The 16,337-nt window shown below is 41.4% G+C and carries 14 protein-coding genes; 11 read left to right on the plus strand and 3 right to left on the minus strand.

The features are described from left to right. The first annotated feature begins 250 nt into the window (after positions 1-250). The 11 genes from SWH54_04725 to SWH54_04775 all read left to right on the plus strand — a co-directional run bounded on the left by SWH54_04725 (position 251) and on the right by SWH54_04775 (position 12,794). Positions 251-697, plus strand: coding sequence for a Mut7-C RNAse domain-containing protein (locus tag SWH54_04725; GenBank protein MDY6790556.1), 447 nt, complete (start codon positions 251-253; stop codon positions 695-697). A 12-nt stretch (positions 698-709) separates the two neighbouring features. Next, on the plus strand, positions 710-1,495 hold the full coding sequence (locus SWH54_04730) for a RimK family alpha-L-glutamate ligase (protein ID MDY6790557.1): 786 nt from the start codon (positions 710-712) through the stop codon (positions 1,493-1,495). Beyond that, on the plus strand, positions 1,482-2,651 hold the full coding sequence (locus tag SWH54_04735) for an HD domain-containing protein (GenBank protein ID MDY6790558.1): 1,170 nt from the start codon (positions 1,482-1,484) through the stop codon (positions 2,649-2,651). The genes SWH54_04730 and SWH54_04735 overlap by 14 nt, the downstream gene beginning before the upstream one ends. A 326-nt stretch (positions 2,652-2,977) precedes the next feature. Then, positions 2,978-3,709, plus strand: coding sequence for a UPF0280 family protein (locus SWH54_04740; protein ID MDY6790559.1), 732 nt, complete (start codon positions 2,978-2,980; stop codon positions 3,707-3,709). A 182-nt stretch (positions 3,710-3,891) separates the two neighbouring features. Further along, a complete protein-coding gene (locus tag SWH54_04745; GenBank protein ID MDY6790560.1) occupies positions 3,892-4,374 on the plus strand; it encodes an HIT domain-containing protein in 483 nt (160 codons plus the stop codon). Next, positions 4,371-4,796 (plus strand): LapA family protein, encoded by a 426-nt coding sequence (locus tag SWH54_04750; GenBank protein MDY6790561.1) that lies wholly within the window; start codon positions 4,371-4,373, stop codon positions 4,794-4,796. The genes SWH54_04745 and SWH54_04750 overlap by 4 nt, the downstream gene beginning before the upstream one ends. A gap of 3 nt (positions 4,797-4,799) precedes the next feature. Next, the gene (gene mutS, locus SWH54_04755) at positions 4,800-7,427 is read left to right on the plus strand and encodes a DNA mismatch repair protein MutS (GenBank protein ID MDY6790562.1); all 2,628 of its coding nucleotides are present in this window, start codon (positions 4,800-4,802) and stop codon (positions 7,425-7,427) included. Between the two features lie 157 nt (positions 7,428-7,584). After that, entirely contained in the window at positions 7,585-9,234 is a 1,650-nt protein-coding gene (locus SWH54_04760; GenBank protein ID MDY6790563.1) for an N-acetylmuramoyl-L-alanine amidase, read from the plus strand. Positions 9,235-9,379: 145 nt separating this feature from the next. Beyond that, entirely contained in the window at positions 9,380-10,171 is a 792-nt protein-coding gene (locus SWH54_04765) for an enoyl-CoA hydratase-related protein (protein MDY6790564.1), read from the plus strand. An 8-nt stretch (positions 10,172-10,179) separates the two neighbouring features. After that, positions 10,180-10,410: a hypothetical protein gene (locus SWH54_04770; protein ID MDY6790565.1), complete on the plus strand. Its 231-nt coding sequence runs from the start codon at positions 10,180-10,182 to the stop codon at positions 10,408-10,410. Positions 10,411-10,487: 77 nt separating this feature from the next. Next, complete coding sequence (locus tag SWH54_04775) at positions 10,488-12,794, plus strand: GspE/PulE family protein (GenBank protein MDY6790566.1); 2,307 nt, start codon at positions 10,488-10,490, stop codon at positions 12,792-12,794. 377 nt (positions 12,795-13,171) lie between these two features. Here the strand turns inward: SWH54_04775 and SWH54_04780 are convergent, their stop codons facing one another. From SWH54_04780 to SWH54_04790, 3 genes are read right to left on the minus strand one after another with little or no spacing between them, the layout of a single operon-like run. After that, on the minus strand, positions 13,172-15,004 hold the full coding sequence (locus tag SWH54_04780) for a M48 family metalloprotease (GenBank protein MDY6790567.1): 1,833 nt from the start codon (positions 15,002-15,004) through the stop codon (positions 13,172-13,174). Next, the gene (locus SWH54_04785) at positions 15,004-15,531 is read right to left on the minus strand and encodes an epoxyqueuosine reductase QueH (GenBank protein ID MDY6790568.1); all 528 of its coding nucleotides are present in this window, start codon (positions 15,529-15,531) and stop codon (positions 15,004-15,006) included. Before SWH54_04785 ends, SWH54_04780 begins: the two co-directional genes overlap by 1 nt. Continuing rightward, entirely contained in the window at positions 15,528-16,211 is a 684-nt protein-coding gene (locus SWH54_04790; protein ID MDY6790569.1) for a YggS family pyridoxal phosphate-dependent enzyme, read from the minus strand. The genes SWH54_04785 and SWH54_04790 overlap by 4 nt, the downstream gene beginning before the upstream one ends. Positions 16,212-16,337 lie beyond the last annotated feature (126 nt).

Raw genomic sequence — 16,337 nt, forward strand, 5'->3', positions numbered from 1 at the left:
CTGCGTTGATTGTCTCTGACTGCATCGGTTTAACTGAGAAGATAGGGGGCGTGTACGATACCGATCTCATTTGTCAGTCTTGTACCGGTCAAACAGGCGATTACCCGGACGAGCCTTTGGTTTGATGCATCGTTTTGACAAGTCGGGCGTGAAAATTTATGAGAAACAGTATGCTTTTCTCCTAAAACAGGGTGAAGCCAATTTTACCTGTTGAAAGATAAAATCCAAGTGTTATATTTTTATTACCATCATGGAAATAAAATTTGCGGCGGAAAAAACACTCGGAAAGCTTGCTAAATGGCTGAGAATACTTGGATTTGATACGATTTACCCATCAGATCGTACTCTTCCGGTGGAAAACGGCAGGACTCTGCTGACCAGAACCAAACGTATCCGGGATGAGTGCAAAACCACTCAACTGATTTTTATAGAATCCGATCAACCGTTTAACCAGCTTCAAGAGGTGGTTAAAGCACTCGGAATTACAAACGAAGATTTAAAAACGTTTACCAGATGCATTAGATGCAACACTAAAATCAGAACGATTGATAAGAATTCCCTGCGTTCAGTGGTACCTGATTATGTGTGGGAAAGTCAGGATTCGTTCAAAACTTGCCCAAAGTGCCAACGAATATACTGGCAGGGAAGCCATATCAAACGAAGCAGAGAACTGATTAAAAAACTATTCAAATCGTGAAAAAAATAAACCATGGCTCATAACTCAAAAGTAATTGCGCTTGAAGCACGCCTTAAAGACTGTAAAAACGTTTTAACACTTGGGGTTCGGCCTAATTTCTCTGATTACAGCAGCCGAGACGCGGAGCGGATACGAAATGCCGGTAAAATCTATTACCCAACCACGTTCTATGCCGACCTGTTTGATGCAATGGGAAAAAAAACTTTTCCCAGCTATCATACTTATAAATGTGTTCAAGACAAGATAAAACAAACCGCTTTGTTTCAGCTGCTTAAAATACCACACCCCAGAACAAGGGTTTTTTATGGAAAGCGCCAAAAAAAGAAAATTAACGATCATTTCCCATTTCCCTTGATAGGTAAAATCCCCCGTGGATCGGCAATGGGTCGGGGGGTTTACCTTATTAAAGATGAGAAAGAGCTTAAACAATATCTGAAGGCAACGGACGTGGCCTATATTCAGGAATACCTGCCCGTTGACCGTGATATACGGGTCGTGGTGATAGGCAAAAAAATTGTGCATTCCTACTGGCGTATTGCTTCTAAAGGTGAATTCAGAAGTAATGTTGCCCTTGGCGGCCAGATCAGTTTTGATCATATGCCCCCAAAGGCCCATGAACTTGCCCTGCATACTGCAAAAAAGTGTAACTGGGACGATGTGGGTATTGATATCTGCATGCATAAGAACCGCTTTTTTATTCTTGAGGCAAATATGAAATATGGTAAAGAAGGCTTTAGAACAGCCGGAATTGATTATAAAAAACTCATGGAGACCATGATCGATAATGAAGAAATTTAATCATTCAGTTCTTGATATGATAAAACAGACCTTGGACCAGCGGGAATCGGAAAACCTCTCTCCGGTTGCAACCCTAAGCAAGAATGCGGTGCGCCGCGTGGATGAAAAAAATATTGAAACAGGATACCGTCAGGCATTTTCTGTGGATGTGGACCGAATTTTACACTCAAGGGCCTATACCAGATACATAGACAAGACTCAGGTTTTTTATCTGATAAAAAACGATCACATTACTCACCGGGTGCTGCACGTTCAGCTTGTATCGAAAATTGCCAGGACGATCGGTCGCTTTTTAGGATTAAACGAGGATTTGATAGAGGCCATTTCTTTGGGGCATGATATCGGCCATGCGCCTTTCGGTCATGACGGCGAAAGGATTCTCTCCGATATTTGTAAAAAACACGGGATCGGGTATTTCATGCATAATGTTCAGAGTATTCAGTTTCTTGACAAGGTGGAAAGGAATGGAGACGGATGGAATTTGTGTCTGCAAACCCTGGATGGAATTTTATGCCATGACGGAGAAATTCATGACAGAAAGCTTAAACCGGAAAGGGAAAAATCATTTGAAAAACTTAAAAAAGAGATGGCTGCCAAAAAAAAAGACCCTGATACTTTGCTTATACCCATGACCCTGGAAGGTTGTACGGTTAGAATGACCGACACCATCAGCTACATAGGAAGAGATATTGAAGATGCCATACGTCTGGATATGATAAAAAGATCCGATCTTCCTATAGAAAGCGTTAAATATCTCGGAGATTCAAACGGGACCATTGTATTTAACCTGGTGACCGATATGATCAAAAACAGTTTTCAACATAATTACCTTGCATTCAGTCCCGAAATTTCAGCTGCACTAAAAAAGTTGAAGGAATTCAATCTTACGCATATCTACATGAATCCAAAAATAAAAAAGCATTTGGGTACCATAAGGAAACTTTTTGAAATGTTGTTTGAAAAATACCTCAATGATCTTGAAACTGAAAATCATTCTTCGGTGATTTTCACGCGCTTTTTAAAGGATATGTCGGAAGATTATCACATACATCACAGCAAAGAAGAGATGGTAAAGGATTTTATCGCAGGAATGACGGATCAATATTTCCTGAGACAGTGCCCTGAGAGTATGAGACCGGAACCACAGTATTATTAGGGATTTAAGGACATCATTTAGAAAACTTGCTGTCGATATTACTCAACAAGTTGTTGTTATACTGATAAATCATGTTGAGGGTTACGAGTACCGGGTTGCGGGGTACGAGTAAATATGTTTAACCCAATCGAATTTTCAAGCAATTTATGAATATCGAATATCGAACAAGGAATATCGAACCGCAGAACTAAGGTAAAACACTTCGAAATTCGATATTCCTTGTTCGATATTCTGCAGTTCAATAATCGTATAAGTTAATGATATTGAGTTACGAGGTATAAAAAAGGAAAATATCCTATTTAAGACCCGCAACCCGAAACCTATCGATGTATCAAAAGCGATCATACCGGAATAAAATCTACGCCAACCAACTGGTCCCTTTCCAGGTGGTGGTGAAAGAGACCGACCTGTTTATCCATTCGGCTAAAAACCTAACGCAGGTTGCACGGGAATTAACTTTGCAATACCGGGGTCATATAGAAACATATATCCAAAGGCATCCCGAATTTGAGAAAACGCTCCAACCATGGAAAATACGCGAACCTGTACCAAACATCATCTCAGATATGGTGATTGCCGGTGAAAAAGCGGGGGTGGGCCCTATGGCTTCAGTGGCCGGTGCTGTTGCTGAACACGTCGGTATCGGTCTTTTAAACCATACTGAACAGGTAATCGTTGAAAATGGCGGCGATTTGTTTATCAAAACGGAGCATCCGGTCACTGTGGGTATTTTTGCGGGGAAATCACCTCTGAGCATGCATATCGGCTTGCATGTGGACCCGGGCGGCAAGCAGGTCGCGGTATGCACCTCTTCCGGCAGTGTCGGTCATTCCTTTAGTCAGGGAAAAGCGGACGCAGTCTGTGTGATATCCGAATCATGCTTTCTGGCTGATGCGGCTGCGACTTCAATAGGAAACCGGGTAATAAAAAAAACAGATGTTCAAAGGGCGATGGATTTCGGCAAAACAATTGACGGGGTTAAAGGAATTGCGGTGATTATCGGCGATAAAATGGGTATGTGGGGAGAGGTGAAGATTGTCGCTTTAAACCAAAAATGAGTTGATTTTTCACGATTAAAATAGTAGTTTTGAATGAAAGGCAGCCGTTCACGGCTTGAAACTTGAAATTGGAAAGTAGAAAAAATATTTACCACGAAGTTTCACGGAGAGACACTGAGTTTTAATTTTTGATATTGGTGAAATTTCCGTGCAAATCCGTGGTAATAATATGAAGGGCTTTTATGAAAACTGTATGGGCGCCGTGGCGGATCGAGTATATTCTGAGCGATAAGGAAGAAGGCTGCATATTTTGTGATGCGCTGGCAGAAAAGGACGAGTTGACCCTTTTTAAGGGTGACATTACCATGGCGATGATGAACAAATATCCCTATATCAATGGTCATATTCTGGTCGCCCCTGTCAGGCATTTGTCCGCACTGGATCAACTCAACAGCGAAGAAATGCAAAGCCTGTTGATCACTGTTGAGAAATCTGTGGGTATTATTAAAAAAGTGATGAACCCTGATGGATTTAACGTCGGGCTTAATTTGGGCAAGGTGGCAGGTGCCGGGGTAGAGGAACACCTCCATTTCCATATTGTTCCGCGGTGGTTTGGCGATACAAATGCACTCACTGTTTTTGCCGATGTTCGTGTCATCCCGGAACACCTGCAAACCACTTATAATAATTTAAAGGTTCATTTTGATAGATTGGAAATACAATGATTAAGAATTCATGGAATAAAAATGTTAAAAGAGTCAAAATCGGCATATGGGTCATTATTATTGGGCTTTTAGTGCTTCTGGTTCACCAGAATCAGGATTTTTTTCTTGCCAGGCAAAGTCTCGGGTTAAATCTTTATTTTAAAACTTTTGCATTACCGGAAGCTGCCAACCTTTTCCTCTTTTTGATATGTTTTCTAGCCGGTCTGCTGTTTGCGGCATATTTTATTTTTTTCGATCGATTTAAATTAAAAAAGACAAATAAAACCTTAAACACCACCATAAATACACACCTTGAGAAGATATCCTCGCTTGAAAAAGAGCTCGAAACACTTAAACCAACTGAATCCAAACCTTTTGATCCGGCAGTTACCTTAAGTACAGAAACAAAAGAACCCTCCGACGAGAACAGCGAAAAAGAATAATTAATGAGTTCGCTTAAAATTACCCCCATGATAAAACAGTACCTCTCTATAAAGGAGGAGTATGCGGACACGATACTGCTTTACCGGATGGGTGATTTTTATGAAATGTTTTTTGAGGATGCTGAAATAGCGTCCAGGCAGCTTGAAATCACCTTAACATCAAGAAATAAAAAAGATGAATTTCCCATTCCCATGTGCGGTGTACCGCATAAAGCCGTGCAGGGCTATATTGCACGGCTGCTCGATCATGGCAATAAGGTGGCCATATGTGATCAGGTTGAGGATCCTGCCACGGCAAAGGGCCTGGTAAAAAGAGATGTGGTGCGGGTGATCACCCCGGGAATGATCATTGAGAATGAATTTTTGGATGAAAAAACCAATAATTATATTCTCGCTATCTCCCAGGAGGGTGATATTGCAGGATTTTCCTGTTTGGATTTATCAACCGGCGCCTTTCGTGTCTCGGAATCAAAGGATTTGCCGGCAGTGGTTGATGAGGCTTTAAGGATATCGCCCAATGAAATTCTTTTGCCCGAATTTTGCCAAAAAGATCCCCTGTTTGCTGGCATTATAGATACTTTTGCGGAGAAATCGGTCACCTTTCTTGAAAAAATCGCTTTCGAGCATAACAGAAGCCGCGAAAGACTCCTGAACCAGTTTCATACGGTCTCCCTGAAAGGGTTCGGTTGTGAAAATCTTACCGCAGGGATCAGTGCCGCAGGCGCAGTTATTTATTACATCCAAAAAACCCAAAAACAAAAGACCGAACATATCTCGAGGATTGAAACCTATACATTAAGTCATTATTTGTGGCTTGATGAGCAAAGCTTTCAAAACTTAGAGATCATAAAGAATATTCAGACGGGATCAGGGAAGGGGACGCTTCTTGAAATAATGGACCATACGGTAACGTCCATGGGCGGCAGACTGTTAAAAAGATGGTTGCGATATCCGCTGGTTGACCTGAAAAAGATCGAGTTGAGACTGGATGCGGTTCAGGAGGCAAAAAATACCCTTCATATCCGAAGAAGTATCAGAGAATCCTTGAAATCAGTTTACGATCTGGAACGTCTCGGAAGCAAGATTTCCATGGGGCATTCCAATGCAAAAGATCTGGTGGCGTTAAAACGTTCGCTAAAAAAGTTGCCTGACATATGGTCATTTCTTTCGGGGTTTAAATCCGATTATTTTGTTTGTAGTGAAAATTTAGATAAACTTATTGATCTATCTGAATTGATTGAAAAATCAATCAGAGAAGATGCACCACCGGTCATCAATGAGGGGGGAATCATCAAAACCGGATACAACCCGGAACTTGACGAGCTGGTCAGCGTCAGTCGAAACGGTAAGAACTATATTGCACAGCTCGAGGTTAAAGAAAGAGAATCGACAGGAATAAATACGTTAAAGGTAAGGTATAACAAGGTATTTGGCTATTATATTGAAGTTCCCAAAGCGCGTTCGAAAAATGTACCGCAAAATTATGTCCGCAAACAAACCTTGGTGAACGCTGAGCGGTATATTACCGATGAACTGAAAAAATTTGAATCCAGTGTGTTTGGCGCTGAAGTAAGACGGGCAGAACTTGAATATGAAATATTTAGTGAGATAAGAAAAGAGGTGGCCAAGCATAATTCAACTATTCAGCTTGTGGCGGGTTTTTTAGCCGGATTGGACTGCATACTCAATCTCGCTGAAATTGCCGACCAAAACAATTACTGCAGGCCCAAAATGAATGTAGACGGAAAGATCATTATTAAAGAAGGGCGTCATCCTGTGGTGGAAAAGCTGATCACCGGTGAACGGTTTGTGCCAAATACAATCAAGTTGGACAACGATGAAAACCAGATACTGATTATAACCGGTCCGAACATGGCGGGGAAGTCCACGGTTTTAAGACAGGTGGCCATTCTGGTTCTTATGGCGCAAGTGGGCTCTTTTGTCCCGGCAAAAACAGCTTCAATTAATATCACAGACAGGATATTTACTCGTGTGGGTGCTCTCGACAATCTGTCTCAGGGCCAGAGTACTTTCATGGTTGAAATGCAGGAAACGGCAAATATTTTGCACCATGCCACCGAACAGAGCCTGGTTATTTTAGACGAGATAGGAAGAGGAACAAGCACATTTGACGGACTGTCTATTGCATGGGCGGTTGCAGAATACCTGCACGATTTAAATAAAAAGGGGGTTAAGACATTATTCGCCACCCATTACCATGAATTGACCGAACTGGCATTGAAAAAACCCCGGGTGAAGAATTTCAATATTGCGGTAAGAGAATGGAACGATGAAATTATTTTTTTAAGAAAACTGGTTGAAGGCGGCACCAATAGAAGCTATGGTATACAGGTTGCACGACTTGCCGGCATTCCGGACGATGTGTTAATACGGGCAAAAAAAATTTTGACTAAAATTGAAAATGGTGAATTCAGCTTAAATGATACAATTGTTTTGGATAGAAATAAGGATGATCCTAACAACGGACATGTGCAACTTAAACTTTTTCGCAAACCCGAACGGTTAATCATAGAAAATTTAACCAATCTGGACATATCCAAAATGACACCGCTGGATGCACTGAATTACCTTGATGAACTGAAAAAAAAAGCGAACAACATCACCCAGTGAAAAAAGCCGGGAGATCCATAGGCTGGGATGCGGGGAAGTTTTCCAGCAAGGAGTTCAGCTTTAACATTTGCAATCCGTCACGGGCAACTTGTAACTGGAAAGACCACGTATCTCCATAATTACACAACAAACGGATTGGTTAAAACAAAACTATCGTATGAATACCCTTAAACTAAGCATTATACCGATCTTACTTATTTTTGGTCTTATGGCGATTGCTTGGCCGTCACCAACGTTTGCCCAGACGGCAAAGGATCAATATTTTACCGCAGAAGCGTGCTATCGAAAACTAAAAAAAAGCGCCATAAAGCAAAAATACAGAGAAAACTGGCTGGCATGCATCAAAAAATTTCAGGCAGTTTACCGCAAAGACCCGTCGGGAAGATGGGCGGCGGCCGGCCTGTATATGAGCGGAAATCTTTATATGGAGCTTTACCGGCGCTCATATAAAAGGTCGGATAAAAAAGAGGCCATTGACAATTTTGAAAGGATAAAAAAACGCCACCCTAAAAGTGCCTACAGCAATAAAGCCGATATTTTAATCAAGAAATTGACTGCCGGCCAAATCAGCTATTCAAAGAAAAAGAAAACGACGTCAAAAGCAAAAACCAAAAGTGCCGGAGTAAAACCCCATAAAAAGCCACTCAGGAAAAGGGTGGTGGTAACCGGACTCCGATTCTGGTCAAATCCAAACTACACACGGGTGGTGATCGATACGGATAAGGAAACCACATATATTCCTCACCTGCTTAAAAAAGATCCTTCTATAAAAAAACCCCAACGCTTATACGTAGATCTGCAAAACTGTCTTTTAGGAGAAAACATCAAAAAGATTATACCGATCGATGACGATTTGCTCAGTGGGGCACGAGCCGGTCAGTACACCAAAAATTCAGTCCGGGTGGTGGTGGATATAAAAACCTTTAAGACCTATAAAGTTTTTTCCTTAAAGGACCCGTTCAGAATCATAATGGATATGTGGGGAGATTCAACCAAGCCTAAAAAAACCAATGGTTTAAAAGTAAAAAATAAAATAAAAGATCCAAAAGCGGTTTCAGAGTCTCTGGTAAAACAACTTTCGTTAGGAGTTAAACGGATCATAATCGACCCGGGACACGGGGGGCGTGATTATGGCGCTCCGGGACGAATAAAGGGCGTCCATGAAAAAGAAGTGGTACTTAAAATCGGACGGAAACTTGCCAGAAAGATACGAAAGGAAATTAAATGCGAGGTGGTGATGACTCGCAATAAAGATAAATTTCTGACGCTGGAAGAACGTACAGCCATTGCCAACACCAAAAATGCGGATCTTTTTATATCCATCCACACCAATGCAAACCGGGATCAAAGGGTACACGGGATTCAAACCTTTTTTCTAAGCCCGGCAGGAGATAAAGAATCTATTCTGGTTGCTGCGAGGGAAAATGCGACTTCCACAAACAATATATCTGATCTTGATGTCATACTGAGCGATCTTTTGCAAAATTCCAAAATTAATGAATCGAGTCGCCTGGCTACATATATCCAGGAATCGATCTATAAGAATTTAAAGAAGAGAGGTTACCGCAGGGTTAAAAACAAAGGGGTTAAACAGGCGCCCTTCTATGTTCTAATCGGTGCACAAATGCCTGCAGTCCTGATTGAAACTTCCTTTATCAGTAATAAAAGGGAGTGCCAAAGATTAATCAATCCAAGATATCAGGAACGACTATGCGAGGGAATTGTCGCTGGAATAAAAAAATATATTAAGGAAACCAATCCAACCGCTTTTATTCCAACAGGAACCCGGATGAATCGAGGAGGATAAAAAATCATGGCGACTCGGGTTTGCAGTTCAAAGGTTTGGGGATCACGGGAAGTCGGTGAGGTCCGAGGAGTTTAAAATCAACCTGATTAAAAACAACCGGAGCATTTATATATCAACCACAGGTTATTAATTATGGAGGGTAAACATGGCATACGAAAACATAATCTTTAGCACAGACGAGGGAATTGCAACCATTACTTTTAACCGGCCGAAAGCGCTCAATGCGTTAAACAATGAACTGCTCGGAGAATTCTCTCTGGCCCTGGATGATATTTCGCAAAATGAGGATATAAGGGTATTGATCCTTACCGGTGCTGGTGAAAAAGCTTTTGTGGCAGGTGCGGACATCAGCGAACTTTCAACCTATAACACGCTTGAGGCAAAAATTTTTTCACAAAAGGGTCATCAAATAATTGACAGGCTTCAGGAACTGGCAATACCGGTAATAGCGGCTGTGAACGGATTTGCGCTTGGAGGCGGAAGTGAGGTGGCCCTTGCATGCGATTTTATCTATGCTTCAGAGAATGCCATGTTCGGACTGCCGGAGATTACCCTCGGAATTATACCCGGTTTTGGCGGCACCCAGAGACTGCCAAGGTTAATCGGGAAAAACATGGCCAAAGAAATGATATTTACCGGGAAAATGATTAAAGCAGATGAAGCATATAGAATCGGATTGGCCAACAAGGTTTGCCCCCCTGAATCTCTCATGGATGAGGTTTTAAAAACAGCCAACACGATTGCTTCAAGAGGTAAAGTGTCTCTTAGAGGTGCCAAACATGCGGTTAACATCGGTATGAATTCTGACCTGGCGACCGGATGTCGCGTTGAGATTGATGCATTTGCCCTTTGTTTTGCCAGTGCGGATGCCAAAGAGGGAACCAGTGCTTTTCTGGAAAAAAGAAAGGCGGAATTTAAAGGAAGCTTAAGCAACTAACGGAAAATATGAATAAAAATATTACCCAAATTATATGGGGAATTTTACTGGTTTTGGCTGGAACGGGTGTCTTTTTCCGAATCCCCCAGGTCATGCCAAAAATAGAGAAGATAAAGCAATATTCTCAAATCATGCCATTTATTTATTTTTGTTTTTATCTTATAGGTGTGCTTCTTATCATCGGTGGTTTGAAAAAAATTTATGATAATTATGGGTCAATAAAAAGAAAAGATAATTAGACCAAAGTGGTCCTTTTACCGCGAAGATTTTTCAGCTGTTCACCCGATGTGAAAACAAAAAACAAGGCGGTGGTGCTATGTTTAAAAATTCTCCCAAATCGAATTTCGCGAAAACCAGTGTACAGAATCTTAAAACCGAGGTTGCCTATAGAACAAAGCTGCAGGATATTTGCAATAAAATATACGCAGCCACAGATTTAGATGAGATTCTGATAAATTTGAAACAAGAAATAATCTCGCTTTTTAAGGCTGAAAGAATGACTGTTTTTGTGGTTGATGGAAAAAAAAGAGAGCTTTTTTCCAGGTTTAAATCAGGATCCGAAGTGGAAGAGATTCGCATTCCTGCAGCCTCCAGTAGTATCGCGGGATGTTGTGCCATAAAGCAAAAAATTATAAATATTAAAAATGTTTATGACATTAAAGAGCTTGCCGCCATTGATCCGGATTTAAAATTTGATAACAGCTGGGATAAAAAAACGGGTTTTACCACCAAACAGGTACTTGCCGTTCCTATTTTGTTTAAAAAGTATATGCTTGGTGTCATCCAACTGATTAACCGAAAAGGAGGAGATTTATTTACTAAAATTGAAGAGGGTTCTGTGGGGGAAGTGGCAAAAATTCTCGGTATCGCACTTTTTAACCAAAAACGGATCGCTAAAATTAAATCAGGCAAATTCGACTATCTGCTTGAAAACCATATTTTGACCGAAAAAGAGCTGAGCCGAGCAATCGAAGACGCCAGGGTCAGAAAACAACCGGTTGAATCGGTACTCATAAAGGATTTGAAAATTCCGAAAAAAGAAATCGGGAAATCATTAAGCAAATTTTATAACGTTCCTTTTGTTGAGTATAATAAAACAACTGTGATTCCCGGTGAGCTTCTAACCGGTTTGAAAGTGCCTTTTATGCGAAATAACACCTGGGTTCCGCTACGTTTTGAAGATGAAAAAATAGTCATTATTATTGATGATCCACAGGACCTTCAACGGGTGGGTGAAATAAAAAGTCTCTTTCCCGGTAAAAAACTGAGTTTTCAGGTGGCATTAAAACAGGATGTGCTTGATTTCATCAAGCTGTTTACTCAAGATGAGAAACAAGTGGCTGGGATTGAGGATATCATGTCGCAATTGGAGGAAGAAGAAGCGGAAATAGAAGAAGCGGAGTCCGGCGTTGATGATCAGGACAGCGCGGTGGTGCAAATTGTAAACAAAATCATTCTGGATGCGTATGAACGCGGTGCTTCCGATATCCATATCGAACCCTATTCAGGAAAGCAAAAAACTGAAGTTCGCATCAGAATTGACGGAAGTTGCATGGTTTACCAGACCATTCCCTTTAACTACAGGAATGCAATTATATCACGCCTTAAAATAATGTCCGACCTCGATATTGCAGAGCGTCGAAAACCTCAGGACGGTAAGATAAAATTTAAAAAATTTGGCGGCAAAGATATTGAACTAAGGGTGGCAACCGTTCCGACTCAGGGTGGGCTTGAGGATGTGGTGATGAGAATTCTATCAGCCGGGGAGCCACTTTCCCTTGATAAAATGGGGTTTTCCCAAAGGAATTATAAAAATTTTATTAGTGTGATTACTCAGCCTTACGGTATCATATTTGTGTGCGGCCCCACAGGCTCAGGAAAAACAACCACGCTGCATTCAGCGCTGGGATACATCAATAAATCCGATACAAAAATCTGGACCGCTGAGGATCCGGTTGAAATTACGCAAAGAGGGCTCAGGCAGGTGCAGGTAAAGCCAAAGATAGGGTTTGATTTTGCCGCTGCCATGCGGGCTTTTCTAAGAGCAGATCCGGATGTAATCATGGTGGGAGAGATGCGTGACAAGGAGACGACCTCTATCGGTATTGAAGCTTCCTTAACCGGGCACCTTGTTTTTTCAACACTGCACACAAACAGTGCGCCGGAGAGTATCACCAGACTTTTAGACATGGGGATGGATCCGTTTAACTTTTCCGATGCCGTTTTATGTATTCTGGCTCAGCGATTGGTTCGTACCTTATGCAAGAAATGCAAGAAGCCCTACAGTCCGGTTAAAGAGGAATACAATGAGCTGGTTCGTGAATACGGACCGAAAGAGTTTGCCAAAAATGTAAAGATTCCTTTCTCGGAAAAATTGACCCTGTACAAACCGGATGGATGTGATGCCTGCAATAACACGGGTTATTCCGGGCGAATGGCGTTGCACGAACTGTTGATGGGCACTGATGAAATGAAAAAATTGATTCAGGAAAAAGCAAAAATGGAAAAAATAAGGAACCAGGCCATACTGGACGAAATGACCACCCTTAAACAGGACGGAATTGAAAAAATATTTGCAGGACACAGTGATCTGTTACAGGTTAGGCGGGTTTGCATTAAATAGTGTCCATTTAGAAATGGCATCTTTTGGCCCAATACTGCGTTCTCACACTTTTGCAATCCTCGACGTAGCCGCACTACGACTTCGGTTACAAAAGTGCTGCGGCCTTGTCTTGAACCAAAATCTACCATTTCTAAATGGACACTAAATAGCAATCCACTCAAGCAATTGCCTCTTCAGTAAACAATATTTTCATTAAAAGCAATCATTTAAAAAATTAATACGCTGTTTGTAACTGGTTGAGCGATTTGATGCTCATTATAAATATGATATATTTTTAGTAATTTTCTTATACAAAAACGTCAAACTTAATACTTACCAATGTTTGGCCTCCAGTCGTGACCACCGACTTGGTCGATGGTCATGACTTAACCGATCAACTATTCAATTGTATTCGTTGCCTTTCTGAACTTATCCAGTTGGTTTTTATAATGGGAACGGTTGGTTTTGACCTGTTCGAGGGCGCGAAGTTCCGTGGCTATGGCTTTTTCATACTTTCCGTTAACAAAATAACTTTCGGCCAGTGTATCTAAAGTATGCGGTGCGTTAAGCAAGGCGACGGCTTTTTGGGAAAGTTTTAAGGCTCTTGTAGAGTTACGATAACTCAGATCGTCACAGGTGGCATACAGCCAAGCAAGGTTATTTAAAACATGGGGATTGTCCGGATTAAGGATGAGCGATTTTTCGTATGCCTGCTGGACTCCGTGGTAATTTTTGGCATTATAATAAATATCACCCAGGGTCTGGTAAAGAATCGGATCATCCGGTGATTTATCCAGTTCTCTGAATATGATTTTTTCAATCACATGATTGCTGAGTTCTTTTCCGGCTGCACCAAAATTTAGACTGTAGCCGATAGCTCCCACCAATATAATGGCTGCAAAATAAATTCCCATGCTTTTTTGTATCTTTCTGTCATGCCGGAAAATATAATTTTTATCTGCTTCGCACCGGTTAAGATAATCTATCCGTTCTTTGATACTGAAATGGTGCCAGTTGGGTCTGTCAGGAGACTGGCCGCTGGTTGCAATAATCTTATTAAAGGTTGAAATTAAAGGTTTTGCAGTATCAAACAAGGTATACACATAACAATCAGCCTGGCGTTCGAAATTACGCATGAAATATCCAAATACATAGCGGAAATAGATTAGAAACATACTGATTTCGGTGATACTGAATAGGGTTGAAATGACTGTGGTCCAATTTAAACCCATGGCGGTGGTAAATTTAAGCACAGGTTCGGTGAAAAGAATCAAATAGATAATCAGGTCATAAGTTGAATAGGATAAAAGCATGTAGCCTGAAAAAAAAACAAGATAGAAAATGAGGTGCTTTCTTTTTATATGTCCGATTTCATGGGCAACCACTGCATCAATCTCATCTGGATCGAGAAAGCGAATGAGGGGACCGGTAATGAGAATGTAACGAAATTTTTTTATCAGTCCCATCACCCCTGCGGTGATCATCCTGCTGCCGAATGCTGGCCAATATAAAATATCGGCATATTTTAAACCGGCTTTTTTGCACAAAAGTTCGATACGGCTGCGATTGTATCCGCTTTCCAAGGGTTTGCATCTCCAGAATTTTTGGATAATGGCCGGTCCGATTATGGCAATGATAAGAAGAAAAATCAGAAAATAGCCCACCTGCCCCTCGGTGGTAGCCAGAAGCTGTTTTAAGGATTCAAATGGTAATAAATTGATAAGATCCAATATTCCGGATAAGAAAAGCCATGGCAGGAGCACGGGAATTGAAAAGGAAATGTTTGACCATACGTATGACTGCCATGAATTTTCGGTTTTATAAATCATCCGGTATGATTTATGGGCCAACGCCCATACAATGGAAAGATAGAAAATAAAGATACCCAGAAAAAAAAGCGCCGTCACTGTCGGCAATGTTGAAAAAACAGGGATTGCTATTAGAAAGGAGGGAAGATTAAGGCCATATATGTTGATACCAAAAAGCAGGATGGCAATCACGCAGTGGCGGGTGATGATACCATCAAATCTATAGGCCACCACGGAAAAGCCTTTTTGATAAATCTGTTTTTCCAGCTTATGAAACTGGAAACGGGTAAAGGCGGCAAATAAAAAAATAAGGCAAAAAAATAAAAATAAAGTTTCCCAAGGGTCGAAGTTGGTCTGCTCCGGAGGCTGATAAGTGCTGTAAATGAGAAGTACAATAATGAAATAAATAAAATTGGCAAACATTATTTGAAGTATCTTTCTTTTTCACTGTAAATACATCCGCAATACTGCTGACGATATAGTCCGATGGTTTTAGACTCTTCGATTCCGCTTTTCCAGCCGGTTCTAAAATCCTGGTAATAAAACTTAACTCCGACATTGCGGCCGATGGACTCGCCCATCGATTTGATAAGGTCATGTTTCTGGAATTTGCTGTATAAAAGAGTGCTGGTAAAATAATCAAACTTGCCGTGCTTTGCCACCATAGCGGTAGAACGAAGGCGATCATGATAACAGTACGTACATCGATCTGACTCCCTGAACACCACATTCTGGATAAAACCCTCCAGGTCGTATCCTTCCTGGTATATCACGCGAAGATTTATTTTTGGCGCATAAGATTCCACAGCTTGCTGCCGCTTTAAACACTCTGTGTATGGGTGGATATTATGTTTGTAAAAAAAGCCCATGACATCCAGGCCTTGCTTACGCAGAAATTTGACGGGGTATATGGAGCAGGGGGCACAACAGATATGAAGCAGAATTTTCATTTTCGTTCACCGAAAATCGCAGTTCCGATTCGCACAAGGGTTGACCCTTCTTGTATGGCAACCTCAAAGTCGCCGGTCATGCCCATAGAGAGTTCGTCCATGGCAACGTTGTGGATGGTCTCTTTGCTGATTTGATCCCGCAGGCTGCGCAGTTGTTTAAAAAAAGGCCTGACTTTTTCAGGTGCGTTGAAAAAAGGGGGCATGGTCATCAGTCCTTTTATGGCCAAGTTTTTTAAAACGCTGATTTGTTTTACCAGGTTCAATGTATGGTTAATCGAAACGCCCGATTTTGAAGATTCATCAGCCAGGTTTACCTGGATCAGGATGTGCTGGATTTTTCCGGTCTTTTTTGCCTGCTTATCAAGTTCCATGGCCAGTTTTAATGAATCCACCGAGTGGATCAAATCAAAAATTCTAACCGCATATTTTGCCTTATTTGTCTGCAGATGGCCGATAAAATGCCAGGACACCGGATACGAGGAGAGATCGTTGAATTTGGCTCTGGCTTCCTGGATATAGTTTTCACCCAGAATGTCCGCACCGGCCTGAATGGCTTCCTCAACTGTTTTTGTGGGTATGGTTTTACTAACCGCAACCAGACGAACAGTCTCGGGATTCCTTCCCGATGAAACAGCGGCTTTGTTTATACGATCCCTCACTTTTTCTAATTTTAGCTTCAAAATATAAATTCCTTAATATATTTAGCCGTCCAAGGTTCAAGGGCTCACAAGGTTCATGGTCGAACCGATTTGGAGTGGATATGACATATACGCCTGTCTCCCAACGGTGGACCCTTGTACCGTGAA

Source organism: Thermodesulfobacteriota bacterium, assembly GCA_034189135.1.
Lineage (GTDB): Bacteria > Desulfobacterota > Desulfobacteria > Desulfobacterales > JAUWMJ01 > JAUWMJ01.

Bases quoted from the DNA above. Each gene is read 5' to 3' on its own strand.
- SWH54_04725 (MDY6790556.1), top strand. From the start codon at position 251: ATGGAAATAAAATTTGCGGCGGAAAAAACACTCGGAAAGCTTGCTAAA.
- SWH54_04740 (MDY6790559.1), top strand. From the start codon at position 2,978: ATGTATCAAAAGCGATCATACCGGAATAAAATCTACGCCAACCAACTG.
- SWH54_04775 (MDY6790566.1), top strand. From the start codon at position 10,488: ATGTTTAAAAATTCTCCCAAATCGAATTTCGCGAAAACCAGTGTACAG.
- SWH54_04760 (MDY6790563.1), top strand. From the start codon at position 7,585: ATGAATACCCTTAAACTAAGCATTATACCGATCTTACTTATTTTTGGT.
- SWH54_04750 (MDY6790561.1), top strand. From the start codon at position 4,371: ATGATTAAGAATTCATGGAATAAAAATGTTAAAAGAGTCAAAATCGGC.
- mutS (MDY6790562.1), top strand. From the start codon at position 4,800: ATGAGTTCGCTTAAAATTACCCCCATGATAAAACAGTACCTCTCTATA.
- SWH54_04770 (MDY6790565.1), top strand. From the start codon at position 10,180: ATGAATAAAAATATTACCCAAATTATATGGGGAATTTTACTGGTTTTG.
- SWH54_04780 (MDY6790567.1), bottom strand. From the start codon at position 15,004: ATGTTTGCCAATTTTATTTATTTCATTATTGTACTTCTCATTTACAGC.
- SWH54_04730 (MDY6790557.1), top strand. From the start codon at position 710: ATGGCTCATAACTCAAAAGTAATTGCGCTTGAAGCACGCCTTAAAGAC.
- SWH54_04735 (MDY6790558.1), top strand. From the start codon at position 1,482: ATGAAGAAATTTAATCATTCAGTTCTTGATATGATAAAACAGACCTTG.
- SWH54_04745 (MDY6790560.1), top strand. From the start codon at position 3,892: ATGAAAACTGTATGGGCGCCGTGGCGGATCGAGTATATTCTGAGCGAT.
- SWH54_04785 (MDY6790568.1), bottom strand. From the start codon at position 15,531: ATGAAAATTCTGCTTCATATCTGTTGTGCCCCCTGCTCCATATACCCC.
- SWH54_04765 (MDY6790564.1), top strand. From the start codon at position 9,380: ATGGCATACGAAAACATAATCTTTAGCACAGACGAGGGAATTGCAACC.